This is a genomic window from Collinsella sp. AF14-35, from assembly GCF_003464565.1.
GTDB lineage: Bacteria > Actinomycetota > Coriobacteriia > Coriobacteriales > Coriobacteriaceae > Collinsella.
Genome location: NZ_QRZD01000004.1, coordinates 53,121 through 79,148 on the forward strand (window position 1 = coordinate 53,121; position 26,028 = coordinate 79,148).

23 protein-coding genes are annotated in these 26,028 nt (G+C 58.8%); 9 read left to right on the forward strand and 14 right to left on the reverse strand.

Annotated elements, in window-relative coordinates:
* Positions 1-63: 63 nt before the first annotated feature.
* From DWW12_RS02405 to DWW12_RS02435, 7 genes are all read right to left on the reverse strand, one after another.
* A complete protein-coding gene (locus tag DWW12_RS02405; protein WP_158564350.1) occupies positions 64-2,376 on the reverse strand; it encodes a transglutaminase domain-containing protein in 2,313 nt (770 codons plus the stop codon).
* Position 2,377: 1 nt separating this feature from the next.
* The gene (locus tag DWW12_RS02410; RefSeq protein ID WP_117854808.1) at positions 2,378-3,550 is read right to left on the reverse strand and encodes a DUF58 domain-containing protein; all 1,173 of its coding nucleotides are present in this window, start codon (positions 3,548-3,550) and stop codon (positions 2,378-2,380) included.
* 35 nt (positions 3,551-3,585) lie between these two features.
* Positions 3,586-4,539 carry a MoxR family ATPase gene (locus DWW12_RS02415; protein WP_117854810.1) on the reverse strand — a complete coding sequence of 318 codons (954 nt, stop codon included), beginning with the start codon at positions 4,537-4,539 and terminating at the stop codon, positions 3,586-3,588.
* A 2-nt stretch (positions 4,540-4,541) separates the two neighbouring features.
* Positions 4,542-6,185, reverse strand: coding sequence for an ATP-binding protein (locus DWW12_RS02420; RefSeq protein WP_117854811.1), 1,644 nt, complete (start codon positions 6,183-6,185; stop codon positions 4,542-4,544).
* 130 nt (positions 6,186-6,315) lie between these two features.
* Positions 6,316-6,996 (reverse strand): SDR family NAD(P)-dependent oxidoreductase, encoded by a 681-nt coding sequence (locus DWW12_RS02425; RefSeq protein ID WP_117854813.1) that lies wholly within the window; start codon positions 6,994-6,996, stop codon positions 6,316-6,318.
* 9 nt (positions 6,997-7,005) lie between these two features.
* Positions 7,006-7,728, reverse strand: a complete 723-nt coding sequence (locus DWW12_RS02430; protein ID WP_226812554.1) for a VUT family protein — start codon at positions 7,726-7,728, stop codon at positions 7,006-7,008.
* Between the two features lie 156 nt (positions 7,729-7,884).
* On the reverse strand, positions 7,885-9,498 hold the full coding sequence (locus tag DWW12_RS02435; protein WP_117736492.1) for a peptide chain release factor 3: 1,614 nt from the start codon (positions 9,496-9,498) through the stop codon (positions 7,885-7,887).
* Between the two features lie 215 nt (positions 9,499-9,713).
* Between DWW12_RS02435 and DWW12_RS02440 the strand changes: the two genes are divergently transcribed.
* Genes DWW12_RS02440 through DWW12_RS02450 form a run of 3 tightly spaced genes read left to right on the forward strand, consistent with a single transcriptional unit; the run spans position 9,714 to position 11,694 of the window.
* Complete coding sequence (locus tag DWW12_RS02440; protein ID WP_117854814.1) at positions 9,714-10,094, forward strand: GntR family transcriptional regulator; 381 nt, start codon at positions 9,714-9,716, stop codon at positions 10,092-10,094.
* Positions 10,095-10,117: 23 nt separating this feature from the next.
* Positions 10,118-10,999, forward strand: a complete 882-nt coding sequence (locus DWW12_RS02445; protein ID WP_117854816.1) for an ABC transporter ATP-binding protein — start codon at positions 10,118-10,120, stop codon at positions 10,997-10,999.
* Positions 10,996-11,694 (forward strand): ABC-2 transporter permease, encoded by a 699-nt coding sequence (locus tag DWW12_RS02450; RefSeq protein ID WP_117854817.1) that lies wholly within the window; start codon positions 10,996-10,998, stop codon positions 11,692-11,694. Before DWW12_RS02445 ends, DWW12_RS02450 begins: the two co-directional genes overlap by 4 nt.
* 88 nt (positions 11,695-11,782) lie before the next feature.
* Here the strand turns inward: DWW12_RS02450 and DWW12_RS02455 are convergent, their stop codons facing one another.
* From DWW12_RS02455 to DWW12_RS02465, 3 genes are all read right to left on the reverse strand, one after another.
* Positions 11,783-13,084, reverse strand: coding sequence for a chloride channel protein (locus DWW12_RS02455; protein ID WP_117854819.1), 1,302 nt, complete (start codon positions 13,082-13,084; stop codon positions 11,783-11,785).
* A gap of 127 nt (positions 13,085-13,211) precedes the next feature.
* Complete coding sequence (locus DWW12_RS02460; RefSeq protein WP_117854821.1) at positions 13,212-13,745, reverse strand: TIGR00730 family Rossman fold protein; 534 nt, start codon at positions 13,743-13,745, stop codon at positions 13,212-13,214.
* A 36-nt stretch (positions 13,746-13,781) separates the two neighbouring features.
* The gene (locus tag DWW12_RS02465; protein ID WP_117854822.1) at positions 13,782-14,207 is read right to left on the reverse strand and encodes a potassium channel family protein; all 426 of its coding nucleotides are present in this window, start codon (positions 14,205-14,207) and stop codon (positions 13,782-13,784) included.
* A gap of 247 nt (positions 14,208-14,454) precedes the next feature.
* Between DWW12_RS02465 and DWW12_RS02470 the strand changes: the two genes are divergently transcribed.
* Together DWW12_RS02470 and DWW12_RS02475 are read left to right on the forward strand one after the other, a co-directional pair.
* Complete coding sequence (locus DWW12_RS02470; RefSeq protein WP_158564352.1) at positions 14,455-17,259, forward strand: transporter substrate-binding domain-containing protein; 2,805 nt, start codon at positions 14,455-14,457, stop codon at positions 17,257-17,259.
* Positions 17,260-17,301: 42 nt separating this feature from the next.
* Positions 17,302-17,781 (forward strand): pyridoxamine 5'-phosphate oxidase family protein, encoded by a 480-nt coding sequence (locus tag DWW12_RS02475; RefSeq protein WP_117842971.1) that lies wholly within the window; start codon positions 17,302-17,304, stop codon positions 17,779-17,781.
* Between the two features lie 69 nt (positions 17,782-17,850).
* Here the strand turns inward: DWW12_RS02475 and DWW12_RS02480 are convergent, their stop codons facing one another.
* The 3 genes from DWW12_RS02480 to DWW12_RS02495 form a co-directional block, all read right to left on the reverse strand.
* Positions 17,851-20,043: an ATP-binding protein gene (locus DWW12_RS02480; RefSeq protein ID WP_117854825.1), complete on the reverse strand. Its 2,193-nt coding sequence runs from the start codon at positions 20,041-20,043 to the stop codon at positions 17,851-17,853.
* Positions 20,040-20,909, reverse strand: coding sequence for an ABC transporter substrate-binding protein (locus DWW12_RS02485; RefSeq protein WP_117854827.1), 870 nt, complete (start codon positions 20,907-20,909; stop codon positions 20,040-20,042). Before DWW12_RS02485 ends, DWW12_RS02480 begins: the two co-directional genes overlap by 4 nt.
* A gap of 353 nt (positions 20,910-21,262) precedes the next feature.
* Positions 21,263-22,000 carry a tRNA (N6-threonylcarbamoyladenosine(37)-N6)-methyltransferase TrmO gene (locus tag DWW12_RS02495; protein WP_233544210.1) on the reverse strand — a complete coding sequence of 246 codons (738 nt, stop codon included), beginning with the start codon at positions 21,998-22,000 and terminating at the stop codon, positions 21,263-21,265.
* A gap of 140 nt (positions 22,001-22,140) precedes the next feature.
* Here DWW12_RS02495 and DWW12_RS09795 point away from each other — a divergent pair, with 140 nt between their 5' ends.
* The 3 genes from DWW12_RS09795 to DWW12_RS02510 all read left to right on the forward strand — a co-directional run bounded on the left by DWW12_RS09795 (position 22,141) and on the right by DWW12_RS02510 (position 23,863).
* On the forward strand, positions 22,141-22,968 hold the full coding sequence (locus DWW12_RS09795; protein WP_158564354.1) for a TipAS antibiotic-recognition domain-containing protein: 828 nt from the start codon (positions 22,141-22,143) through the stop codon (positions 22,966-22,968).
* A gap of 51 nt (positions 22,969-23,019) precedes the next feature.
* Entirely contained in the window at positions 23,020-23,265 is a 246-nt protein-coding gene (locus DWW12_RS02505; protein WP_117854828.1) for a glutaredoxin, read from the forward strand.
* 331 nt (positions 23,266-23,596) lie between these two features.
* Positions 23,597-23,863: a ribbon-helix-helix protein, CopG family gene (locus DWW12_RS02510; RefSeq protein WP_117645840.1), complete on the forward strand. Its 267-nt coding sequence runs from the start codon at positions 23,597-23,599 to the stop codon at positions 23,861-23,863.
* Between the two features lie 144 nt (positions 23,864-24,007).
* Here the strand turns inward: DWW12_RS02510 and DWW12_RS02515 are convergent, their stop codons facing one another.
* Complete coding sequence (locus DWW12_RS02515; RefSeq protein ID WP_117854830.1) at positions 24,008-24,961, reverse strand: tRNA-dihydrouridine synthase; 954 nt, start codon at positions 24,959-24,961, stop codon at positions 24,008-24,010.
* A gap of 538 nt (positions 24,962-25,499) precedes the next feature.
* Between DWW12_RS02515 and DWW12_RS02520 the strand changes: the two genes are divergently transcribed.
* Positions 25,500-26,027, forward strand: a complete 528-nt coding sequence (locus DWW12_RS02520; RefSeq protein WP_117635840.1) for a DUF3592 domain-containing protein — start codon at positions 25,500-25,502, stop codon at positions 26,025-26,027.
* The last annotated feature ends 1 nt before the right edge of the window (position 26,028 follow it).

The window sequence follows — 26,028 nt, forward strand, 5'->3', positions numbered from 1 at the left end:
CGCCGCGTTCTTGTGCGAAGCCATATGTTGAGGATATTTAGAAAACACGTAGACCTACTCCCTCTACAACGCGTGCAGCATGTAGCGGCGGAAGCGTTCAATAACAGTTTGCGGAGCCGGCATGCTCCGATGCAGGCGTTCGGTAAAACGTCGGAGCGTGCGCAACTCGTTCGGTTTAAGCTGGCGGCCACCAAACGCATAAGCTTGATGAAGTCGAATCGCTCGACGGTATTCCCACGGGTCAATCTGGGGGAACACTGCAGCAAAGGCATCCAGGCAATCGAGCGGCTTGGTCTCGTCAAAGGCGTCGAGACCGCTTTGGTTCATCACAAGGGCAAGATAGCCATAGAGCGCCGGCACGCAGATATCCTGCTCATCGCTCTCGATAGCCCGCGTGCGCCGAGCGCGCAAGACAAACCTGCGAGCAAACAGAGCGAGCAGGGCGGCAATCGCCGTGCCGATCAAACCGACCCCAACTTTGGCCACAACGGGAATGTTATGCATTACCGGCTCATCCTCGCGATGCTTATCCTCGGCCTGTCCTGCGACCGAGCCCGCATCGAGCGTCTTATCGTTGGCGCCGTTGCTCCATGCCTCGCCCACATCGATAATCTTATCGGCATCGAGCGTCTGGCTATAGTATCCAGGGGTGACCTCCACGGGCGTCCATCCCTGACCGTCAAGGTAGATCTCGGTCCACGCGTGCGCATCGGCAGCCGTCAAGTTGAGCGCTACGCCTGCCCCAACAGCAGCGGCCAGCTGATCATCTGCTGCCCGATAGCCCTCGACATAGCGCGCGGGAATCCCCGCAGATCGAAACGCAAGCGTCGCCGCCGTGGCAAAGTAGGCAGAGTTGCCCTCGTGCGCCGTGCCCAAGAACCACGCGACAAACGACGTCGCCCCGGTATAGGTTGGCGGGTTATCCGTCTGTCCCGCAAGCGAAGCCAACATCGTGCGCACGCGACTGATCACGGCTGTATCCGAAACAGTCGCCCCAGCATCCCAGCTGTCGCTCGAGAACAGGTATGCATCGATGGCATCCCGCTCCTCTTCGCGAACGTCCAAGTAATTATCGCGAACAAAAGCGGCGTACACCCGCTCGCTTTTTGCATAGTCGCTCTTGGAGGACGCCAGCCAGCTCGAATCTGCAATGACGTCATCCACCGGCACGTTATCGACAATCACGCGATACGCCTTAGACGGCAAAAGGTCCATGCTTAGCATCGTCGAGCCCGTCAACATTGCGTCGGCACCGCTCAGCGAGCGCAGCGTATAGGGAGCATAGGTGTATCTGCGGTTGGCGCCCGAGGCATTGACTGAAATCTCAACCGCCTCGACAGGCTCGCCGCCCTCACGCTCGGTCTCGGTATCAAACGCGGCGCGTTGCTCGGCTACCGTCAAACCGTTCTGACGCAGCCATTCACGCATGCCGGACCATTCGCCCTCGTAGGACATCCAGTCGCCGCGCCCCCAAGACATGCCATCAAACGTCGTGCCCACAAAACCCTTCATGAGCAGGTCGTCGCCGAGCGTCTTGCTGGCGGCAAGCGACAGCGTCGTGGACTCGCCTTCGTTCATGTCCGCCGCTTGCGAAAGGTCGCCCTCGGGCAGCGAATCATCCCCAAATCGAACGTTCTGGACCGCTTTGACGGCAGACGCCGACAGGGCGGGCACCTCGGGAAGAGGCTGCACAAGGGCAACGATCAGCGCAAAGAGAACACCGCATGCGGCGCACAGGCCACCAAGACCAAAAAGAACCTGGGGCAAACCTACCGTAGAGCCCCGCAACTCGCCAGCACGGCACTGGACAAGCCAGCCCGCAACGCCCAGTGTCATAGATATCGCAGAATCACCAGCCTGCAGCTCCATGGAGGCCGAGCCGCAGATAACGATTATTAAGAGCGTGGGCCACGAAACGCTCAAGTTGGCAAAAAGCCAGGCGAGTGAGCCGGCAAACATACCGGCGAGCACTGCCAGCGGCACAGATTCACACAGCAGGCCGGCGTCTGCCACCAATGGAATATACAGCTCACAGATCGAGTTGACGCGAGCGATAACGGCATTGGTGCACGCATAGAAGCCCCAGCGCGCCGAAGGAACTAAGAGCGCGCATAAAAGCGCCACGGACGCCGCAGCCAAGGCTATCCAGAGGGAGGTCTTTTTCGACGCCAGCGAAACATCCAAAACGCTCAGCGCAACAGCCACGCCAGCGGCGACGGCAAGCATGACCCCCATGTACGTTACGCTCAGGCACCAAGCAATTGTGCAGCAAAAACCTGCAGACAGTAACACCGCGGGAGCCACCGACAGGAATACGGCAACAACGCGACTGTTCGAAGCGATGTGCTCCGTCGAGGTAAGAGTCACAAAGTCCATCTTAGAGCTCCAGACTCTTGATACGGGCCGAATCGCTCGATACCGGGCAATGGGTGATGATGTAGTTGGCGCCGTGCTCGATGCCATACGACTCGACCGAATCCGACACATGGAGTACCGATAGATCGGTCAGACGGCCTATCTCGATATAGGCCTGTTCATCGACGCCCACCGTTACCAGCACCGTTTTGCCAATGCCCTTTGCTGCCACGAGCTTGGCATAGTGCTCGTGCGATGTTGGATAGGCAGGGCCAAGCGGCGTTGCCGTCAAAGCATCAAGCATCCTATTGAACCCACGTCGGTCATCAACGGGATAGACAGCCAAAGAGCCTTCGGGGGCAGCCACGACCACATGATGGTATCCCTGACGCATAAGCGCCAGCGATATCGATGCGGTAAAACCCAGCACCGCAGAAAGAACCTCAGCGTGGCTTGCGTGCTCAAAATCGCACGCAAACGCACCAAACAAGATGGCAATAGCGTGGTCTTGTGGGCGCGAAGCCTCGCGCACCAGCATGTCGTCAAAACGCGTCGACAGCTTCCAGTGAATCGACTTAACGGCATCACCCTCGTGATAGGGCCTTATGTCAAAGACCTCGGAGGCATCTTGGCCGCTTCGATGGGGATCGTAGCTCGTGCCCTCAAGACCGGCAGAAGCACTTTGGTTAGGAACAACCTGGATGTCGAGCACCTCGGGATAGACCGTAAACAACCCATGAAAGTCTGCATTCTCGAGAGCAAGCGACGTAAAGCCCATCTCGTCGACCAGGCGCGCGGTGTCAAGGGTAATCGTGTGCGCACCGCAGACGGTCGAATCGAGCTCCAGCTCAAACAAAGCGGGCCTGCCCGTCGCGGGGGCAAGACTTACGGGATAGACTGTCCGCGCTCCCGTCAGCTGGTTATAAACCGAAAACGACAGCTCCATACGACCGCGAAACATAAGCGGGCGATCCAGTGTGATGCGCAATACAAGAGGCGCGTTGACAACACACGACCGGGGAAGCTCAAAGCTAAGCTTAAGCAAGGCAACGCTCGAGCGGCACGCCGCCACCGTAATCACGGGCATGGCGATCAACGCCGCGGCAGCAGCAAGCGCAGCCGCATTGGCGGTAAACACGAACGTGGCGAGCAGGAGCGCGACGGACGCGATATAGGTAATCTTGTTGGCAATCATGGGCGTAACGTAGGACGCAAAAGGTACACGATCCGCTACGAGCGGCCGCGAACCTGACCCATAGACGGGGCGGGAACGGCAGCGAGGATGCGGTCGAGAACGTCGGCGGCGCCAATCGATTCAATACGGGCCTGGGGGCGTAAAACGAGACGGTGGGCGCAAACAGCCTTAAATACCTCGCGCACATCCTCGGGCACTACATAGTCGCGCTCGCGAATCAAAGCGCAGGCGCGCGCCATGCGCGTGAGCGCGATAATGCCGCGGGGGCTCACGCCCAGCTCAACAAGACCGTCATGACGGGTCTCCTCGCACAGACGGACGATATAATCCAGCACCGTGTCGGCTACCTGCACATTACCCAAGTAGTTTTGGATATCGAGCAGGTCATCGCAGGCAACCATGGGCTTAATATCGTCGAGCGGGTTGGCGTAGCGACGGGCCTTGAGGATATCGATCTGGTCCTGGCGCGACGGATAGCCAACAGACAGGCGAACCATAAAGCGGTCGAGCTGGCTATCGGGCAGCGGTTGCGTGCCCGCCGAGCCCACCGGGTTCTCGGTTGCGATGCACACGAAGGGACGCGGGACCTGATGCGTCTGCCCGTCGATAGTCACCGCACGCTCTTCCATAACCTCGAGCAGGGCCGACTGCGTCTTTGCACTGGTGCGGTTGATCTCGTCGCCCAGCAGCATGTTGCAGTTGACGGCGCCCCACACAAAGCGAAACGTGCCGGCGTCGCGGTCGAACATCGTAAAGCCCGTAATGTCCGAGGGCAGCGTATCGGGCGTAAACTGCACGCGCTTAAAGTCCAGGCCCAGCGCGCGCGAAAGCGCCAGGGCCAGTGTCGTCTTACCGGTACCGGGCACATCCTCCAACAGGATATGGCCGCCGGCATAGATGGCCATGAGGGCCTTCTCAATCACATCGCGCTTGCCCAGCAGGGCGCGGCTCACTTCGTTAATGATACTGTTCGACTGTTCAACGATCACGGTTACTCATTTCCCCGGTAAGCTGCCTCGGCCGTCGCGGCCGCCAGCTGTGCTTTCAAAACGTTTAGGTCGATGGGCTTGCCCACATGTCCGTTCATGCCCGCGGCGCGCGAGCGCTCAACGTCCTCGGTGTAGTCATTGGCAGAAAGCGCAATGATGGGAATGGCGCCGGCGTCCTCACGATTAAGCCCTCGAATCCGCTCCGCCGCTTCCCAGCCGTTAAGCACGGGCATCTGGATATCCATGAGAATCGCATCGTACGTGCCCGCGGGCATGCTCCGAAATCGCTCAACAACCGCCTGGCCGTTCTCGGCACGATCGACCGCCGCGCCTCGTCTTGCCAGCAGCTCAATCACGATCATGGCGTTGATTTCGTTATCCTCGGCCAACAGGAATCGCTTGTCCTCAAACTGATAGGTAAACGACGAGCCAATGGAATCGCACGCCGTCTCGAGCGTCTGCTCCTTGAGTTTTAGGCTCTCGATCTGCGCCGCCGTGGCCAGTCGCAACGGAATGTAGGCCGAAAACGTCGAGCCGCGGCCGGGCTCGGTATCGACGACGATCTCGCCGTCCATCAGCTCGACAAGCGCGCTCGTAATGGCCATGCCCAGACCCGTTCCACCGTAGCGACGCGCAATGGTGCGGTCCTCCTGCTCAAACGGCTTAAAGATCTTGCTGACGTAGCGCGGGTCCATGCCCTTGCCCGTGTCGCGCACGCGCAGCATATAGCTCACGCCGCCGTCTGCCTGGTACATCTCGCGCAGGGTCACGGTAACGCTGCCGCCCCGCTCGGTAAACTTGACTGCATTGGAGATAAAGTTGATGACGATCTGCGACAGACGCATACGGTCGCCCACGACAAATACGTTTTCGCAGTCCTCGAGATTGACCGAGTACGTAAGCCCTTTATCGGCTGCCTGCGAGCTAAACATGCGCTCAATCTCATCGGCAAACAGACGCATATCAAACGGCGCACCATCAATGCGCACGCGCCCGCTGTTGAGACGGCTCATGTCGAGCATGTCGTTGATAAGCGAAAGCAGGTAGGCCGAAAGCTGTGAGGCACGAGACAAGTCATCCATCAGGCGAGACTCATCCGCATGATGCTCGCGGGCGAGCGAAATCATGCCCTCGATGCCATTGAGCGGCGTGCGGATCTCGTGGCTCATCTGGTTCATATAGTCCGTGCGCGCGTTGGCAGTCTCGACGGCGCGATCGCGCTCGGAATCCGCCTTGGCGATACGCTCGTTTTCGGTCGTTACATCGACTGCAGAAACCAGGTACTGTGTACCGCCCGAAATGAGCGAAATCGTAAACCTCATGCTGAGCTGTGATTTTTCTCCATGGGGTGCATGATAGGAGCACAGAAGGTTGAGCGGGGTCGCGCGGTCCCAGTCCCTCACCTGTCGTTGCATGCGAATGCGGTCGCTATCGGGAATAAATCGGTACAGCGTCTCGATGTCGTCGCCAATACGCTCGGGCGATACGCCAAATATGCGTTCGAAATTTGGAGTGATATAGAGCGGAAGACAGTCGTTGGCGCGCAAAACCAGCGCAACGTTGGGCCCTTGCTGCGCAAGCGCCTCTTCAAACAGTCGACGCGCTCGGTCCGCGTCGCGCTTCTCGTGTGAACCGAACAGCCCCAATATGCCCCCTTTTTGTTTAGGAGTTCATTCTACCAGCTCAAAGGCACGTTACAGAGATGGTGCGCCGCCAAAGTTAACGATTAATGATGTAAAAACGCGCTCGACGGCAATTGCCATCGAGCGCGTTTTGTTACTCGGGCCAGATAAACTGGGTGCGGCCGGCCTCGCCGCCATCGATCAGCAGGCTCTGCCCGGTCATAAACCGGTTGGTCACGCCCACAAAGTAGATCCATTCGGCAATCTCTTGGGCGCTCGCCCAGCGCTTAAGCGGTGTGAGTTCCATAATCTGGCTCCACAGGCGCTCGTCTTCCATCACGCAACGGTTGAGCGGCGTGATAACGCCGCCCGGGTCCACACTGTTGGCGATGGCCTGCGGCGCCAGGCGGTTTGCAAGGTTTTTGGTGTAGGCGATAACGCCGCCTTTGCTGGCAGCATAGGCGGGAAATTCCGATCCCGTATGCCCGCTCGCCGAGCCCACATTGACCACGGATTTGATAGCCGGCGCCGGCGTGGCGGCAAGCCCCTCCCCCACAAAGGCATAGCGCTCGGTCACGTTGATGGTGCCGCACAGGTTGGCGGCGATGTCGTCCGCCGAGTCCTGCGTGCCGGCAACATTCACGATCACCTGGGGTTCAAGGTCGTCTGGAAACGAGTCCGGCTCACGGACATCGACGATCAGATGGCGATAGCGCTCGTGCTCGACCGCCGCCGGCAGCAGATCAAAGCCCACGACCTCGTGGCCCTCGTCCAAAAAGCGCTGCACGCACGCGGCTCCGATACCGCCCGAAGCGCCCGTGATCAAAACCCGCATATCTGCTCCTTAGGCGGTTGCGTGGCGCTCGAGGTACTCGGCGCCCACATTCTCGCGCTCCCAGCCACGCACGACCTTGTAGCCCACGGGGCTCAGGAAGACCTCGCACAGCAGCTCGGCAACAGCGCCGGTCAGCGAGCACATAAGGACCTGCACCCAGGTCCAACCAAAGAACGTGTGGCTCACTACAATGGCAAAGACCAGGTTGTCGATAAACTGGCCAACACCCGTGGAGACATAGGAGCGGAAAGCAAAGCTCGCAAAGTTATTCTTTTTGAGCATACGACCGAGCGACTGGTTGAGCGTGGAGTTAACCACGGCAGAAACGAGCATTGCCAGCGAAGAGCCAAGCACCACGTACCAGGTGCCGCCGATGGTGGCGTTAAGGGCAGTGTTGACCTCGATCATGCCCGTGTCGTAGTAAGCGCCCCACATGCCGGGCGTGAGCGAGCATGCCCAAAAGCACAGGCTCACGGCCAGATTGACCAGCAGCGCGAGGATAGAGATTTTGATGGATGCCTTGGCGCCAAAGCGCTTGCAGATCATGTCCTGGCACAAAAACGAAACCCAGCTCACCACAAAGCCGCAATCGAGTGCCAGATACGGCAGGCTGATGAGCTCTTTGTTGGCCAGCAGGTTCATCATGATGACGCTCACGAAAAACAGCGAAACCGTTGCCGCGGGAATGCTCCGCAACAGGACCTTATAGTCCTCCATGACCTTCTTGATCATTGTGTACTCCTTTGGTTTTAGGTTTAACGAGCAGGATATCGGACCCGAACTGCTCGGACGCCCCGGTCTTGAGACGACGGTGGGTATGATAGCCGCTCACACGGCATCAGGCAAGCAACCGGCGCGGCAGCCCCGCAGGTCCACCGCGCCGATGCGCTAAAACGCTACGTTGCCAAACTCCGACAGGATAAGGTCGGGGTTATGGTCGGTCGCCCAGTCCACGTTCCACGGGCTCGTGAACAGCAGCAGTTTGCCGCCGCGCATGTCCTCGACGCGCAGGGTATCGCGCGTGAGCGAAAGACCCGGGATATCGATGGTATCGGGGTCGTTTTGGATCCAGCGAATGTCCGTATAGGGCAGCGGCTGACGACGGACCTCAACACGATACTCGGCCTTAAGGCGGCGCTCGAGTACCTCAAACTGCAGCACGCCGACCACGCCCACAATGACGCTCTCCATGCCGGCGCCCAGCTCGCGGAAGATCTGGATGGCGCCCTCCTGGGCAAGCTCCTCCATGCCCTTCACGAACTGCTTGCGCTTGAGCGTGTCGACCTGCGTGATGCGGGCGAACATCTCGGGGGCAAACGTCGGGATCTGCGGATACTGCACGTGACGCTTGCCGGAGCACACGGTGTCGCCGATGCTAAAGATGCCGGGGTCAAACAGGCCCACGATATCGCCCGCGTACGCCTCGTCCACGATGGCGCGGTCATCGGCCATCATCGAAGTGCCCGTCGCCAACTTGAGCTTACGGTTGCCCTGCACATGGAAGGCATCCATGCCGCGCTCGAACTTGCCCGAGCAAATGCGCACAAAGGCAATGCGGTCGCGATGGTTCTTGTCCATGTTGGCCTGGATCTTAAACACGAAGCCGCTAAAGTCGTTCTCGGCGGGCGCGACCGGCTCGCTGGTGAGCGTATCAGTATAGGCGCGTGGCGTCGGAGCCAAGCGCAAAAACTCTTTAAGGAAGGGCTCCACACCAAAGTTGGTGAGCGCCGAGCCAAAGAACGCCGGGCTCAGTTTGCCGCAGGCCACGGCATCCAGGTCGAGCTCGTCGCCAGCACCATCGAGCAGCTCGATGTCATCCATCAGGTTCTTATGGTTCTCCTCGCCAATAAGCTCATCCATGGCCGGATCGCCTAGCTCGGCCTCGACCTCGGCGACCTTCTTGGTGGCGTTAGCGTGGCCGTCGCCCTCAAAGGCGATGACGCGACGGGTCTGACGGTCGAACACGCCGCGGAAGTTGCGACCGCTGCCGATCGGCCAGTTCATGGGATACGTATTGATGCCCAGAACGTTCTCGATCTCTTCCATGAGCTCAAAGGGGTCGCGAGCCTCGTGGTCGAGCTTGTTCACAAAGGTAAAGATGGGAATATGGCGCAGCGTACAGACCTTAAAGAGCTTTTTGGTCTGGGCCTCGACGCCCTTGGCGCCGTCGATGACCATGACCGCGGCGTCGGCCGCCATAAGGGTACGGTAGGTATCCTCCGAGAAGTCCTGGTGGCCGGGGGTATCGAGGATGTTGACGCAGGCGCCGTTATAGGTGAACTGCAGAACCGAGGAGGTAACGGAAATGCCGCGCTCCTTCTCGATGTCCATCCAGTCCGAGACGGCGTGCTTGGCCGAGCTCTTGCCCTTGACCGAGCCGGCGGTCTGGATGCTGCCGGTATAGAGCAGCAGCTTCTCGGTAAGCGTGGTCTTACCGGCGTCCGGGTGGCTGATGATCGCGAATGTGCGGCGCGACGAGATTTCATCCGACAGGCTTGCCATGCGGATCCTTTCTTGCATTGAGTGCATTACGTCGATGTAACCGCACTATTGTAGCCGCGAAATCCCGCCATAGGGCACCTATCAGGACAAATTCATCAGTTGGAGCCTGGGTAGCCGGCCCAATCCGAATTTGTCTCTTGCGTAACTGTACATAGTGTATATATACTGTGCTTACCGGTTATATACACGTGTAGCCCAACAGCTAAGGAGCCGCTGTGGACATCATCCTATCCAATTCGAGCGACAAGCCCATCTACGAGCAGATATCCTCGCAGGTCAAAGCTCAGATCCTTTCGGGCACACTCGCTGCGGGAGCCAAACTCCCCAGCATCCGTGCACTCGCGAGCGACCTCGGTGTGAGTGTCATCACCACCAAGCGCGCCTATGCCGACCTGGAACAACTTGGCTTTATCTGTACCATGCAGGGCAAGGGCTGCTTTGTCGCCGAGGGAAACCAGGAACTCTTGCGCGAAAACCAGCTCTGCCATATCGAAGAGCTGCTTGCGAAAGCGGCGAGTCAAGCCGAAACCCTGGGCGTCACGCGCGACAAACTGCACGAAATGCTCGACCTCGTAGCCCCCGAAACCATGCAGTAGCCATCTGCAAGAAAGGCTATACCATGCAAAACTTGCTAGAACTCAAAGGCGTTTCACGCCGCGTAAGCGACCGCTTTTCGCTACGCGATGTCACACTCACCGTGGAGCCCGGCCAGATTGTCGGCTTTGTGGGCGCAAACGGCGCCGGCAAGACAACGACCATTCGCGCCGCGCTCGGGCTCATAAAGCTCGATGCCGGCGAGGTGCAGCTGCTTGGCCAGCGCTGCGACGCCAACGCGCCCGACGAGACGCAGCGCCACCTGCGCTCCCGCATCGGGCTTGTCCTGGACACGTGTCCCTTCCCCTCCACGCTCAAGGTGGGCCAGGTCGAGAGGCTCGTAGGCCCGGCATACCCCACGTGGAGCTGCGAAACGTTCGCCGGATTCATCGACCGATTTGGCCTCGATCCCAAGACGAAGGTCAAGGACCTCTCCCGCGGCATGGGCATGAAGCTGCAGCTCGCCTGTGCGCTCAGTCACAATGCTAAGCTGCTCGTTTTGGACGAAGCCACCGCGGGCCTCGATCCCATGGCGCGCGAGGAACTGCTCGACGAGTTGCTCGCCTTTGTCGCCGACGGCCAGCACAGCGTGCTGCTCTCAAGCCACATTACATCCGACCTCGATCGCACTGCCGACCGCGTCATCTGCATCGATAACGGCTCGATTGTGTTTGACCTGCCGCGCGAGGACATTACCGACCGCGCCGGCATCGCCCACTGCACGCAAGCACAGGCCGCAGAGCTCATGGCTTGCGTCGAAGGCGCCCGTGCCGCCCGCCACGCCTATAGCGTGGACGTGCTCGTGCCCAACCGTCGCGATACGCTCGAGGCTTTCCCCGAGATTCCCTGCGACCGGGCAACCATTGATGATTATCTTCGCCTCATGCTGAAAGGGGCTTCGAAATGAAACGCGCCTTTATGTCCGAGCTCGCCATCGTTCGCACGCTTGTCCCGAGCATTGCGGGCGTCGGCTTGTTCATCTTCGTCGTGCTGACGCTCGCCAACGCGTCGGATGGCGATTCCGGCATGAGCGCCGGCGCCTGCGCGGTCAGTGCCATGTCACCCATCATGGTCATGAGCTCGCTGGCCGGCTTCGACAATCAAAACGGTTGGGAGCGTTATCGGGCAACGCTGCCCTTCTCGCGCAAAGACATCATCTGCGCACGCTACCTGTGTATCGTTGCTTTCTCGGCCATCATGGCATGTGCGGCTGCACTGTTGAACATCGTCACCATCCCACTCTTCAATAATGCAGGCATCCCTCCGACGGGACAGGCCGTCTTTGAGATCGCAGCCGCCTCGGCAGCCTCGATGCTCATCTCCCTCATGATGGTGTTTTTGGCGCAGCCGCTGTTCTTTCGTTTTGGACACATGGAGGCGCTGCGCCTGTCCGTTGGTCTGTTTGCCCTGCTCGGATGCCTTGTCATGGCCACGCTGAGCTCCTCCAACCCCATCAGCAACTGGCTCATGTCGATTGCCGGGGCAAATCCCGATCCCGCCGTCCTCGGCTGCCTATGCGCAGGAATTGCCGCACTGGCCCTCGTACTATTTGGACTGAGCTGCGCTATCAGCACCAAGGTCTATCGAACACGCGACCTGTAGCCACGCGAGCCTCGATCCACGAAGGACGCGGTCGTCCCCTCCCCGCAAATCCGTGGCAAACGGCATGTCCCCGGCGTGCGCCACCGCGCTACTTGCGCAGCGGCTTGGGCAGCGGAATGCCCGCCGCAATGGCCGCGGCGACGATCATGCAGACGATACCCTTGAGTGGGAAGCACATGAGCAGCAGGCCCACGACCATGACCGGTCGACGCATGACGGCACCCATCGTCGAGGCGGTACAGACGGCGACGCAAAAGACCGGGTCGGCGCCCGTAAGGACGGCAAGGCCGTAGCCCAGGCTCACGCCCGAGAAGATAACGGGGAAGAAGTGACCGCCGCGCCAGCCCAGGTTGATGAGGGCGGGCGTCAGCATGGCCTTGACAAGACCGGTTGCAATAAGCACGCCAGCGGGAATGGTCATATAGGTCTTCATAAGCACATCGGCCTGCGTCTCGCCGGCAAACATGGTGTAGGGCAGAACCGTACCGCAGATGGCGAGCGCCAAACCGGCGAGCATGGCCTTGACGACAGGGCGCTCCCCTATGGCGTGGGCCAACGCCTCGCTTGCGTGCTCCGAGACAAAGTACAGCCAGCCACAGGCCGTGCCGATGAGCGCCAGGGGAATAAGCCAGGCGAGCTCGAGGTTGCCCACCTGGGCGGCCTCGAACCTGGGCATACCCATACCGCCGCCCATAAGCTGGCCGAGAAGCAGATAGGTGCCCAAACCGCCGGCAATCGCGACACCGTAGACCACGGTCTTTTGCGCCTTGGGAAGCTTGATGGTGATCTCGTCGGACGCGGACTCATCGTCGTCGGCTCCCTGGCCGTCAGCGCTGCCGGCGAGCGGCGCCACAAAGCCAAAGACGGGCGCAGTAAAGAGCGCCGTCAGGGCAGCCTGGGTACCCAGCAGTGTGAGCTCTCTAAACTCGGCGCCAAAGCGACGCATGCGGTCGCCGACCCAGCTGCACAGGCCCGCGATAACGCCGGTCAGGCCGGCCTCCGGTCCAATGCTTCCGCCAAACAGCAGCGGCAGCAATGCCGCGAGCGAAAGCTTGCCGAGGTTGTCGTACGGGTAGCGGCCGTCGCGCTTTACCTTGACCATCACCTGGTTGAGGTCATCGGTCTTGGCGCCCGTCATCTTCTCGTACAGACCGATCAGCAGGCCGCCCAGCAGGCAGACGAAAAACGGATACGGCAAAAAACCGAACGGACCGCTCGCGAGTTCGGGCGAGGCGACGCCCAGCATATGCGGGATCTCGGTCCATAGATAGTCGATACCATGCTCCATCGCAAAGAAAAACAGCCAGACCGCGGCACCAGCAAACGCACCTGTCACAGCCACACTCACTAAAAACAGCGCACGGTTTTTGGGTTTTGCCAGGTTATCCATCGGGACCTCCCGTTGGTCAAAAGCGACAAAGATAACTTTTATTGTAAGACGGGTACCGCGCAGGCGGGCAAACCATCTACGCCGTAAACGGCGCTACTGGGCACCGCACGCGCGACAGACCTAAGGCTTAGCTGCCGATAATCGATGCGATCTCGTGCAGGTCATCGGCAAAGTAGATGCCTTGCTGGCGCTGCAGGCTCGATAGGCCCTTATCGATCATATGCTCGAGCAGCGACTTGAGGTCGTTGTAGTAGCCGTCCAAGTTATACAGAATACACGGCGTACTCAGATGTCCCAATGACACGGCCGACATGACCTCGGCGATCTCCTCGAGCGTGCCCGTGCCGCCCGGAAAGGCGACAAACGCATCGCCGAGCTCAATCATCTTGGCCTTGCGCTCGGCCATGTCGCTCGTCACGATAAGGTCATCGATACCATCGTGCTGATACTCCGCCTCGATAAAAAAGCTTGGCTCCACGCCGGTCACGTGTCCGCCGGCATCGAGCACGCTATCGGCAAGCGCGCCCATCAGCCCCGACTTGGACCCACCGTACACCAGCGCGTGGCCGTTAGAGCCAATCCATGTGCCGAGCTGCCGCACCGCAGGCAGAAACGCCGGGTCGTTACCGACGCTGGCGCCCAGGTATACCGTGATATTCATATTTTGTCCCCCTCATCGTGACGCGCGGCGCCCGCTCTAGCGTTGGCGTCGGCGATATTCGCGCACATGGCGCGACAGATCGGCGAGCTCATCGCGGTCGAGCTCTTCCAAATGCTCAAGATCGTCCATAAAGCGCGCCATGGTGTCCTTTTGGCGCATCTTGATGAGCGTATTGCAGTAGTTCACCGCCACGCCTGTGAGCATGGCGATGTAGAAGATGCTGATGACGCTCAGGACGACGGTGATAGCACGGGCGACCGGCGTTTCGGCCGGAATATCACCAAAGCCGATCGTCGACACGGTCTCGAAGCTAAACCAGAGGCCATCGCCAAACGTGAGGGTCGTGGGCTCGGACAGCCAGACGGCCGTCGAGCACAGCAGGTAAAAGACAAGAAACAGGCCCGTGATGCGCGCAAAGCCAGCCTGGCGCAGCACGTCGGCAAGCGTCCTCAACTTGTTCATCGCGACCCCTTTTCCCAGACGCCCAATCACATTCGCTCGGTATTGTCCCACATCCGGCACTTGGGGACGTTCCTTTTGTGCCGGCAGAAAGTAGTCATTGGGGACGTTCTTAAATGACTAGTCAAACAAGAACGTCCCCGATGACTAGTCGCCAGTGCCGGGCGCGACCACTTAGCGGCGCGTCCGGCAGCTGGACAGCTGAGCTGGTATCCTTATGCGGTATTATCTCGACTCGATGGGATTGCATGTGAAACCTTCCGCCGTCCTTCGCTTAGCTCTATATCGCACCCTGGCCGTCGCGCTTGCCGCGCTCACCGTACTGAGCGCCGTCCTGCCAGCACCTGCCTTTGCCGCTGACTCAGACCAGCAGGTCAAGAAAGTCCGCGTTGGCTGGCTCGTCAACAATGCAGGCTTCCAGGAAGGCACGCCGGGCGAGCGCCTCTCGGGATGGGGCTACGAATACCTCCAGACCCTCTCGTACTACACAAAGGGTTGGCAATACGAATACGTCAGCGGCACCTTCACCGAGCTTATGAACATGCTCGAGGCAGGCGAGATCGACCTCATGCCCAACATCTCGTATTCGGAAGAACGCGAGCAGACGCTGCTCTTTTCCTCGAACCCCGAGGGCACCGAGCGCTACTACATCTACGCCAAGCCCGACCGCGACGATCTGGCCAAGGGCGACCCTCAAGCGCTCCAAGGCCTTACCATCGGCTGCAACGCTGGCGTTATGCAAACCATCGTCGGCCAGCAGTGGCTCGCCGACCAAGGCATCACCTGCACCTATAAAGAAATCGACACCGGCGGTGCCCTCTTTGAAGCGCTTGCGGCCGGCGAGGTCGACGCCATCATCATGAACGACACCATCTCGTCGCCCGATGCGTCGCCCATGTTCTACGTAGGCTCGAGCGAATACTATTTTGCCGTTCCCAAAAGCCGCCCCGATTTGATGAACGACATCAACGCCGCCATGACGGCCATCGCCCGCGTCAACCCGCGCTATAACGACGAAGTCAAATCGAGTTACTCGGCCCAAAACAGCGGCTCGTCATCACTCACCGGCCCCGAGGTCTCCTGGCTCAAAGCAAACGGCAACACCGTCACGCTCGGCTATCTTGTCAACCGGCTTCCCTACTGCACGCAAAATGACGATGGCGAGATGGAGGGATCGCTCACCTCGCTTGCAACGACGCTGCATGACAAGTTTGGCATTACGGTTAAAACCGTCGCATTCTCCAGCAACGAGAAGATGGTTGAAGCCCTTTCCGACGGAACCATCGATGCCGCTCTGCCATTCTTTCGCGACTACTGGCTTGCCGAACAGAAGGGGGTCGCCCAGTCAAACTCGATGGGAACGGTTTCCCTAACCGCTATTCACGTCAGTAACGACCTAGACAGCGACCTAAAGGACATCGCTTGCACAGAGAACGCGATCATCAACCGGTTTGAGCTCGAAAGCCTCTTCCCCGACGCAGCGGTAACCGAATATCCGAATAAAGACGAAGCGCTCAATGCTCTCCGTGTGGGAAAGGCACATTGCATCGTTGTCCCCAGCACGCGCCTGGAAACCATCCGCGACACCTACGACATCGAGGATTTTGAAACACAGGAACTCACCAACACGGCAGAACTATCGTGCATGATTCCGCGCGGCAAACCCGAGCTGTTGGGAATCATCAATAAGGGCATCATCAATGCAGGCGAATCGCTCTCTGCGAGCAACTATTCCTCCGCATCGTACTCGGTGCAAGAATCGGACACGTTCCAGTTTGTCTACCGCAACCGCGCCGCCATTGCGACCGTTATCATCTGCATGTTGCTCACCGGCATCGCCATCCTTGCCTGGTCGCTTCAACGCGCACAGGAAGCACGGCAGAAAGCCGACGCCGCCAACGCCGCCAAAACCGCTTTTCTCACGCGCATGAGCCACGACATCCGCACGCCGCTCAACGGCATCCTGGGCCTTATCGAAATTGAGGAATTGAAAGAAGGCGACATGCAAGTCGCCCGCGAAAGCCGCACCAAAGCGCGTGTTGCCGCCAACCACCTGCTGTCGCTCATTAATGACATCCTCGAGATGGGCCGGATCGAGGAACGCAAAGTAACGCTCGATCACGAATCGTTCAATCTTAAAGGACTGTGCGACGATGCGCTCGTACTATGCAAGCTTCGCGCATCGGACCGTGGCATAACAATGCTCGACACCAGCGAACCCTACGTTGTCGACCAATACATGATCGGCAGCCCCACCCATATTCGGCAAATCCTCGTCAACCTGCTCGACAACAGCATCAAGTACAACAAACGCGGTGGCACCGTCACCTTCTCGTCGACCATCAAACCGCTCGACGATGAGCACGCCGTGTTTTGCTTTAGCGTCTCGGACACCGGCATCGGCATGTCGCCCGAGTTTCTAAAGCACATCTACGAACCGTTTGCCCAAGAGGGCAACGATGCCCGCAGTAAATTTCAGGGAACTGGCATGGGCATGCCGATCGTCAAATCGCTCATAGACATGATGGGCGGCACGATTGAGATTTCGAGCGAGGTCGGCGTGGGAAGTACGTTCAACGTCCAGATTCCGCTCGATATCGACAAGAACCCTCAGGCAAGAGAAGGTGCGGACGAGCAGGCGATCAGCTGCTCGCTTGCCGGCATGAACGTTCTTTTGGCCGAAGACAACGAGCTCAATGCCGAAATTGCCCAGGCCCTGCTCGAAAGCGAAGGCATCGTCGTAACTCGCGCCGCCGACGGCAAAGAAGCGGTCGAACTATACACTAGTCGTCCCGCCGGCAGCTTCGATGCGATCCTGATGGACATCATGATGCCGGGTATGGATGGCTACGAGGCAACTCGCGCGATTCGTCTGAGCGAGAAGGCCGATGCAGCCGACATCCCCATCATCGCGCTCACCGCCAATGCCTTTGCCGAGGACGCCAAGGCGGCACACGATGCCGGCATGAACGCCCATCTGCCCAAACCGCTCGACTTTAACAAGCTCAAAAACATCCTCGCCCGCATCAAGAAAAACGGAACTGTTTCGCTATAGTTTGTGCTCACCCACCATGCACAGTTAGAAAGGAAGCCGACGATGTTTAGGCCCCTGCGTCGAAAGAAACGCGCCATCACTGACGAGGAAGCACGTGAACTGCTGACCACCTGCAAGCGCGGCGTCTTTGCCGTCAACGGCGACGATGGCTACCCGTATGCCATTCCCGTCAACTACTTCTTTGACGCCAAGCACGACAAGATTTATTTCCATGGTGCCAAGGCTGGCCACAAGGTCGATTCACTCAGGCGTGATGATAAAGTCTGCTTTACCGTTTACGGCAACGAGTGGTACAAAGACGATGACTGGGCTCCCTATGTTATGAGCACCGTGGTCTTTGGTCGTTGCCGCCTAGTAAATGAGACACCTGCGTTTATCGAGGACAAAGTCCGCCAGCTCGCGCTTAAGTACTACCCCTCTGCCGAAGAAGTTGAAGAGGAAATCGCCAAAGACATCAAGGGCGTCCAACTCTACGAGATTTCGATTGAGCATCTTTGCGGCAAGCAGATCCATGAAAAGTAAGCCCAAAAACAGGTCCTACAAATAGCAAAATGGCTCGGTTCCAACCAGTATTGGAACCGAGCCATTTGTTTATGAAGCGTCGGCGGCTATGTGCGCAAGCGCCTCAACGAGATCCTGAGAACTCACGGGTTTGCTCAGATGCGCGTTCATGCCCGCCTCGCGCGAAAGCCTACGGTCGTCGGCAAAGGCATTGGCGCTCACGGCGATAATCGGCGTGGTCGCGGCGTCCTCGCGATCGAGCGCTCGAATCTGGCGCGTGGCCTCAAGGCCATCGATGCCGGGCATCATGATGTCCATCAATACCACGTCGTACTCGTGCGGCGCGCTCGCGGCAAACGTCTCGACGGCAGACTCGCCATCTTTGACATGTGTCACGACGGCACCGGCACGGTCGAGCGTAAACTGTGCGATCTCGGCATTCAGGTCGTTATCCTCTACGAGCAAAACGCGCAGGCCCTGGAGCACGTCGCTGTCGCCTGCATCCACGCGAACTGCCTGGGGAATCTCGGAACTCTTGCACTTATCAAACGGCAGGCAAATGGTAAACGTCGTCCCCTGCCCCAAGGCGCTCGTAAAGCTCATGGTTCCGCCCATAAGCTCGACCAACTGTTTGGCAATAGACGCGCCCAGGCCAGTTCCCGATGAAGCGCCTTCCACCTGTTGTTCCTCGCGGCTGAACGGCTCGTAGAGGTGCTGTTGAAACTCCTCGCTCATGCCAATGCCGTTATCGGCGATCGTGTATTCATAGACGGGGACACCGTCCACCGGCTCCACCTCGCGGCATGTCAGGCGAACATAGCCGCCCTGGCGGTTGTACTTGACGGCATTACCGGCAATATTGAGCAACAGACGCTTGAGGTGCGTCACGCTCACCCGGGCATAGGGATGATCAAGAGTCCGTTGGTCGCAGATAATTGTCACCAGGCGCTCCTCGGCCTGGCGCTCCAGAATATCGCACACCTCACGGTTGAGGGCCACCATATCTGTAGGCACGAGATTCAGGTCGACCTGCCCGCTCTCCAAGCGGCTCATATCGAGTGCCTCGTTCGCAAGGTCGAGCAGCAGTCCCGACGCCGTCCAGATCTTTGAGCGGCACTCAGTCTGCTTTTGCAAGTCGTCCGCGTTGGCATTGCCCACCTCGACCATACCGCGAATGCCGTTGATGGGCGTGCGCAGGTCGTGACTCATGCGACGCAGGAACTCCGTCTTTGCAGAGTTGGCAGACGAAGCTTCGCGCGCCGCTTTTGCCAGCTTGTCGCCATAGTCGCGCTCCTGCAGCAACAGGTCGGCAAAGCGTTGGCTCTCGGCGCGGCGGCGCACCAACACAACAGTGGCTATAACACCGCCGTAGAGTGCCAACACACTGGCAACAACAGCGGCAACAACCTCAAAGTAACGCTGCGCGGGAGCATAGGTGTACACGTAAAAATCGCGCGCTTTACCAAATGTGCCCAGATACCACTCACCGCTGTCGTTAACCAATCTGACCTTACCAGCCAGGCAACGCTCCTTAATGCCGTTGACAACGATGGCATCCGTCGCAGGCAAATCGAACACGCCTGACACGGCGGGCTCGACAGCGTTGGTCGCAACGACCTTACCGTCGTTTTCGATCACGATATTGCCGCTATCGATAGTCTCATAACCATCGAGCAAGCTCTGCAACTTGAGCGTATTGCTCGCGACCGCCTTGGCGCTCTGGTGCCTCACCGCGACAACGATGCCCTCACCGTCCCGCCGGGCCACGCAGCCAATGTCTGCGACCGAATCGTCCGTAAGCGTAATGCGAGCGGTATAGGACTTAAGCGGATGGGCTGCCACCTCCAGCACAGGCGCCTCTTTGAGATTCGCAGCGAGCGACTCGTAGCCCACGTCATCCTTCGAGGACTCGGACACCAAGTTGCCCGATGCATCCGTTACGATCAGCGCTGTCACATTAAACTGGTCAGCATATTGCTCCAACGTAGCGTTATCCACCGAGCCGTCGCGCTCCATATCGCGCGCCGCCTCTCCGGCGATCTCCATAACGCGAATCAGGTTTTTGGTCGCATAGGCGCTGTTGAACGCATCGTAGGAAAGGCTCTGTGTCGCCACGTAATCGACAACGTCGGCAAAGCGCTGCTCGGCCTGAGCTGTCGTGTAGGCGTAGCTCGTCACGCCGGCAACAATCGAGAGCGCTATCCCCAACAGGACGACGATGAGCCATTCCCGTGCCGAACGATCGCCCCGCTCCTGAGCGGTGTGGTCGGACGCATCAATCATGACAGGCCCTCCACATTCAAAAAGGGCGAAGGGTCATCAAAATACTTTGACACCAGGCGCTCCATGGTGCCATCGGCAAGCATTTCTTGGTAGGCATGGGTGAGCTTAACGTCGATGCCGCGTGTGTCGTTGATATCGAAAGCGGTGCCCAAACCAACCTCTAGCAGCGGCTCAGACAAAATGCGATACGTCACGCCATAGTCTTTTTCGTAGGTGAGCAGCGAGGACTCATGCGCGGCGATGGCGTCGACTAGGCCCTCGACAAGCGCCGGGTTCAGGTACGAGCGGTCCGAAAAGCTGTAGAGCTCCTTGATCTGCGGAACGTTTTCACTGGTACGATTGAGCAGAATCGACTCGGGCTTGGTGGTGGACTGGACCGCCACGACCCTACCCTCAAGATCGGCAAGCGTGTAGATATCGCTCTCGGGATCGACCGCGACCACCTGGCGGCTCGCAAGGTACGGGCCGGCCCAGCGATACTCGCCTTCGCGGCCCGTCATACTAAAGCTGCCCATGACGCAATCGAGCTCGCCGCTCGCCAGCAGCTCTTTCTTCTTTTCCCAGTCGATCAGCTGGTACTTTGGCTTGTAGCCAATGCGGCCCAAAGCCTCGGTCAAAATATCGACATCCAGGCCAACGATATCGCCGTACTCGTTGCTATACACAAACGGTGGATAGAGGTCGCTGCCAACGTTGAGCGTCTTAAGGTTGTCGTCTTTGACCTGCGAGGCGGCCGCGCCTTCTGAAGCAGACGCCGCGGCCCCGTCATTCAACCCGGAACAGCCAGCTATCGCCACGACAAAGGCGCCCACCACTGCAAGCGCAACAAACAACGATATGGCGGCCGAGCGACGAGGTCTTTTCATCGAGCTCCAGACGATCCTGTTTACAGACTCAAGAGCTGAATAATAGCAGACAAAACCGCGCTTGCGCTCAATGGTTACAGATGCTTTACCATACGGGGCCTTCCAGCCAATCTGGCAGACAGCCCCGCATGCAGCGCTCACTTACCGTGCATTAAAAACGTAGCGGTCCAAGCGGTCGCACGCCTCCCTTACACGCGAAAGCGGCAGCGCCAGATTCACGCGAATGTGGCAAGGTCCATGGAATGGACGGCCGTCCTGATAGCCCACGCCCACACGCGCCCCCTCGTCGAGCAGCCACTGAATATCGCAGCCATGCTCGCGGCACCACTATGGGAATGCGGACAAATGGCCGGTTAGTCCTGCGCGTCGTCGACGGCGGTTACCGTCAGCCTGGTTCCGTCAACCGTAAACGATATATCGAGCCCGGCGTAAGCCAAGTGGTACACGCGGTTTGGCTCGTGCTTGCTGCCCGCGCGGCGCGGATCTTGGCGAAGGACCTCTATCAAGCCGGAGAGCTTTGCAGGCGGGACCATCTCCTGCAGCGCATGCGGAAACTCAACGTCGAGCTCTTGCCATGGCGCATCTTCAATCCAGCCGCCGGTCGCATCCGGGTGACAGTCCGCAAACGGAATGTAGGGCTTGATATCGTAGATGGGCGTGCCGTCGCGCAGATCTGCTCCCAGCACATGGATGATGGGGCCGTCGTCGGTAAGCTCGACACAATCGAGCTTGACGCAGGTAAGACCGATGGGATTGGGGCGAAACGGGCTGCGTGTGGCAAATACGCCCACGCGCTCGGCTCCACCCAAGCGCGGCGGTCGCACGGTCTTCGACCACTTGGCGTTGGTGCCGGACCTGTCCTGCGTCTTGGCATCGGCGGCGATGTCTTCCGCCGTGCCGCCGGGCGTTCCGTTTTCAAAGCGCCAGAGCAGCCATAGGTGAGAGAAGGAGTCCAGGCCCTCAACCGCTGCATTGGAGGCAAATTCCGGCTCAAAGACGATGCGCCCCTGCAGATGGGGCGCCAAAAAGCTGTTGCGCGGAATGCCGAACTTCTGCGGCAGGTCGGTATGTATGTGTGCAATAGGTTCCATGCCGGTCATTGTACGGCATGAGGGCATGGACGCTGCGTGCAATCCCCCACCACGACCGCCCTTTTTGCAACCAACGGTTGCTTGGAAGGGCGTCGGCCGCCGCGTATGCTTAAAGCCGCAAGCAGCAGAAAGGAGCTATCATGGCCTTTGCAGAAAAACTCATCGCCGTCCGTCGTGCCAACAGCCTCACCCAAGAGCAGCTCGCCGCCAAGCTCTATGTCACGCGCCAGGCCGTGAGCCGCTGGGAGCGCGGCGAAGTCACCCCGGGCATCGACATGATGAAGCTCATTGCCGCCGTAACCGGAGAGCCGCTGTCCCACCTGCTCGAAATGCCCGAGCACTATTGCCAGAGCTGCGGCATGATGCTCACGCCCGACGACTGCGGCACCGATGCCACGGGCGCCACGACCGACCATTACTGCAAGTGGTGCTACGACCGCGGCAAGTACACCTACGACACCACGATGGAGGCAATGATCGAGGATTGTGCTCCGCGGCTGGCACAAAACACCGGCATGTCGCTCGACGAAGCCGTCTCGCTCATGGGCGCCGTGCTGCCCCAACTGGAGCGCTGGCGCACCGTGCAGGAAAACGAGGAGCGCTACGGGGCCGAAGCCCGGGCGCGCTATGGCGATGAGGCCATTGATGTGTCAAACGAGGCGCTGTTGGATATGGACCCCGAAACCTGGAACGACATGAAAGAACTCGAGCGCGCAATTTTGGGCCAGCTCTCGATTGCCATGGACGACGGTGACCCCAAGAGCAACGAAGCCCGCAAGCTTGTCGCAATGCACCGCCGATGGGTTAGCCTTAACTGGGGACACGAGCCCCAGGACGAAGCATACCTGGGCCTCGCCAATGGTTATCTTGCCGACCAGCGCTTTGTTGACTACTACGACAAGCCCTGCGGCACCGGAGCCACGGCGTTTCTGGTACAGGCAATCGAGTCGTCGTTGACGCGTGCATAGACCGCGGCGGCTTTGGGTATTTCAATCGAAACCTCAACCGATTGGAGACCTATGGCTACTGATCACGAGCTCGCGCTCTACGTTATGACCGGCTGCCCGTATTGCATAAAGGTCAAGCGCTTCCTGGCCGATAACGGCGTGACCATCCCCGAGCGTAATATCTCGACCGATTCCGATGCCGAGCAGACGCTCATCGCCGTCGGCGGAAAGCGCCAAGTTCCCTGCCTGTTCATTGACGGCACGCCACTCTACGAGTCGGGCGACATCATCGCGTGGGTGCAGGAGAATTTGCTCTAGCACGCGCACTGCGGCCAGTTCGCGCCAACCGAGCCGAACCCATACGAACCAAACATGTACGCCAGCATCCAAAGTCGACATTTTCCGACATCTTTGGATGCTGACGTACAGCTTTTTGCATGGGCCCACCACAGGTAGTCATTGGGGACGTTCTTAAATGACTAGTTACTTGTATTTTTGTCTACAAAATTGTATACAAAAAGAGAAGCCGCCTCATGGAGCTCATCGCTCGATGTTGCCCCGATCGGGATGGCTACATCATTTACCACGCCCTTGTCCCTCCTACGCGCAAGGTGCTCAGGGAAATCGGAATCGATCGATAGGAGGCACTATGGACGCCAAGCAGCTCGAAAAGATGATGGGGTTTGCTCCCGGTGAGCTAGAAAAAGCCGCAGCGGCATACGAAAAAGATGAGTGGCCAAAGGGCCACACCGTCAAGTTGGGAAGGCCGCCGATTTCCGATGAACCAAGCGTTGTTTTATCGGCACGTGTGGGTGAATCGGTTCTTGAAGCATTTGACGCAAAGGCAAAGCGTCATGGGCAGACACGCGCAGAGCGGCTCAGGGAGCTCATTACCCTTGACGCAAGGATTGCCTAGTCCCCCGCCGAACCCAAACGTGTATGTCAGCATCCAAAGTCGACTTTTTTCGACATCTTTGGGTGCTGACGTACAGCTTTTGCAACATAGTCGTTGGGGACGCACTTAAATGAGTAGTCGTTAAAGAACGTCCCCGATGACTAACTAGCCGCAAAAGCGCGCGGTAGGCGCAAGCGGCTGCTCGCGAAAGACGCGCTCGACAGCAGCGCGGTATTCATCGACCTTTTTGGTCTTGCGAACGAGCTTGTGAACGGTCGCGGGATCGGCGAAGGCGCATTTGGCGTAGAACCACCACTCCTTCATGCGAAAGACCGCGTTGCCCCCAATCTCGTCCGCATAGGCCGCAAACAGCATGTCGTGGAAGCGCTGCAGCTCAGCGGCCGTGGCGGCAGGGCCGACCTTAACCATGCGAGGCAGCGCGGGGTTCGCAAGCAGGCCACGCCCCAACATCACATGGCGCGTGCCGGGATAAGCCTCCACCAGCGCATCCATGTCCTCAAGATCAAAAATATCGCCGTTGTATGCCACAGGAAACGGTGCCCGCTCCAACGTCTCGCCGTAAAACTCTTTACGCGGCGAGCCCGTATAACGGTCCTTTTGCACGCGCGGATGCACGACCAGCTCTGCCAGCGGCATGCGGCAATAGAGGTCGAGCACGCGTTCGTACTCGTCATCGCTTTCCAACCCCAACCTGGTCTTGACCGACACCGGCAAGGGTGAGCGTTCGCACACGTCGCTCAAGAACACCTCGAGCTCATCCAGGTTGCGCAGAAAGCCCGAACCCTTGCCTTTGGCAACAACCGTACCCGAGGGGCAGCCAAGGTTGAGATTGACCTCGCGGTACCCCATCTCGGCGAGCACCTGCGCCGCCCACACAAACTCGTCCGCATTCTTGGACATCAGCTGAGGTACTACGTTAAGCCCCTGGTTATTGGCAGGATCGACCTCTTTAAACGCCTTGCCACCAAAGCGGTTGCCCACCCGCGGCGGCGGCAAAAACGGCGTGTAATAACAATCGAGCGCGCCAAAGCACTCCGCATGCACGCGACGGAACACATGCCCGGTAATCCCCTCCATAGGGGCCAGCGATAAATTCATCAACATCCACTCTCAAATCAATGTGACAAAGGGACAGTCCCTTTGTCACGTCCCATTCAAGCGGTTCAGGAACTCTTCGCAGGCGCGAGAACGCAGGCGATATTTTTTCCACACCAGATACGATGCAATGGTGAAGGGGCAAAAGGGCAGTCCCTTTGCCCCAAGTGCCGGCTACCGGACGCAAGCTAGTTGCCGTTCGCGAACGCCGCCCATATTTCGAGGTCTAATACTTTTCCCGAGAAGTGAACGGCTGTATTTGGACCCCCGAAGCATTGACATTTTTAGGCGTCAAAACCGCAGGATTTGACTGGCAAAACCGCAGGAAATTGCACGCCAAAAGTGTCGATGCTTCGGGAGTCCGTTTTCACTCGTTCACTTCTCGGGAAAAGTATTAGACCTCGATTCCGCAGTCCCCGATGTGACAAAGGAACAGCCCATTTGTCACATTCAGAATTGACCCCCCCCCGCAATAGCTCATCGATGGCGGGATCCTCTATACTGGGTCACATATGACGGTATCGCACCAAAGGAGAACGCCGTGACCACGTCGCAGATATCCCTGCTCGCGCTCATCTTGGTTGGGGGCATCGGCATCCTGCTTATCGGAGTGAGCGCGCTCATGAAAGCCGCCGCTCGCAAGAAAGCCAAGGCCTGTACCGCCGTGACCATGGGAACGGTCATCGACCATCGCTTTATGGGCGAAGGCAGGATGTATCCCGTTTTGGAATACGCCGTCGACGGCACGCAATACCGCGCGAAAAAACAATTCCGTGGCATAAAGACCAAAAGCTTGTCGGGACTCCCCATCCGCACGCAAGCCACCGCCTACGAAGACGCCAAGGGCTGGCTGCACGTGCAGACAGGCCCCATCGCCCGCCTAGGCACCCTCGCGGAGCAGCTTTGGCCCCTCGGTAGCCAAATGACCGTGTACTACAACCCCAGCAACCCAGACAAAAGCTATGTCGAACGCCCCATCGTGGGCAACTTTGCCACACTGATGTTTAACATCGCAGGCTTCTTGCTCATCGCGATGAGCATCTTGCTCTATGTTCTTATCCAGCGCTAGC